1 protein-coding gene is annotated in these 371 nt (G+C 56.1%); it reads left to right on the plus strand.

Translation table 11 applies throughout. The annotated features are described in order from the left end of the window. Positions 1-65: 65 nt before the first annotated feature. The coding region (locus CVH10_RS18270; protein ID WP_146143033.1) for a hypothetical protein at positions 66-371 on the plus strand (306 nt) is incomplete at its 3' end.

Raw genomic sequence — 371 nt, forward strand, 5'->3', positions numbered from 1 at the left:
GCACGATCCACATAACCAAGAATGACAACCCCGCCTTGGCCGATCAGTCGAACCGCGAAGGCATCATGAACGAACGTGCCTTCTCCACCTTTCGTGAAATCGTGATGGGACTGTTGCGCGAGTTCGAGAAGGACCGCGCGTACATCCTGTCGCAGTTCAGTGTCGCCTATGATCTTGATAACCCGGAGGCGAAGGATATCGAGGAGGGCCGCAAGATTGCCAAACAGGTGCTTCAGGAGGCACCGCCGGACGATCAAGCGTCGCCACCTAGCGCAGATAAGGACAAGGGCTCCGGCGATCCTCCCAAGCAGGAACCGGATCAAAAGCTGCGCCAGGTGTCGCAGGCCTATAATTCGGAGATAAAAAAGAAC

The organism is Halomonas sp. ND22Bw (assembly GCF_003011945.1).
Taxonomy (GTDB): domain Bacteria; phylum Pseudomonadota; class Gammaproteobacteria; order Pseudomonadales; family Halomonadaceae; genus Halomonas; species Halomonas halophila.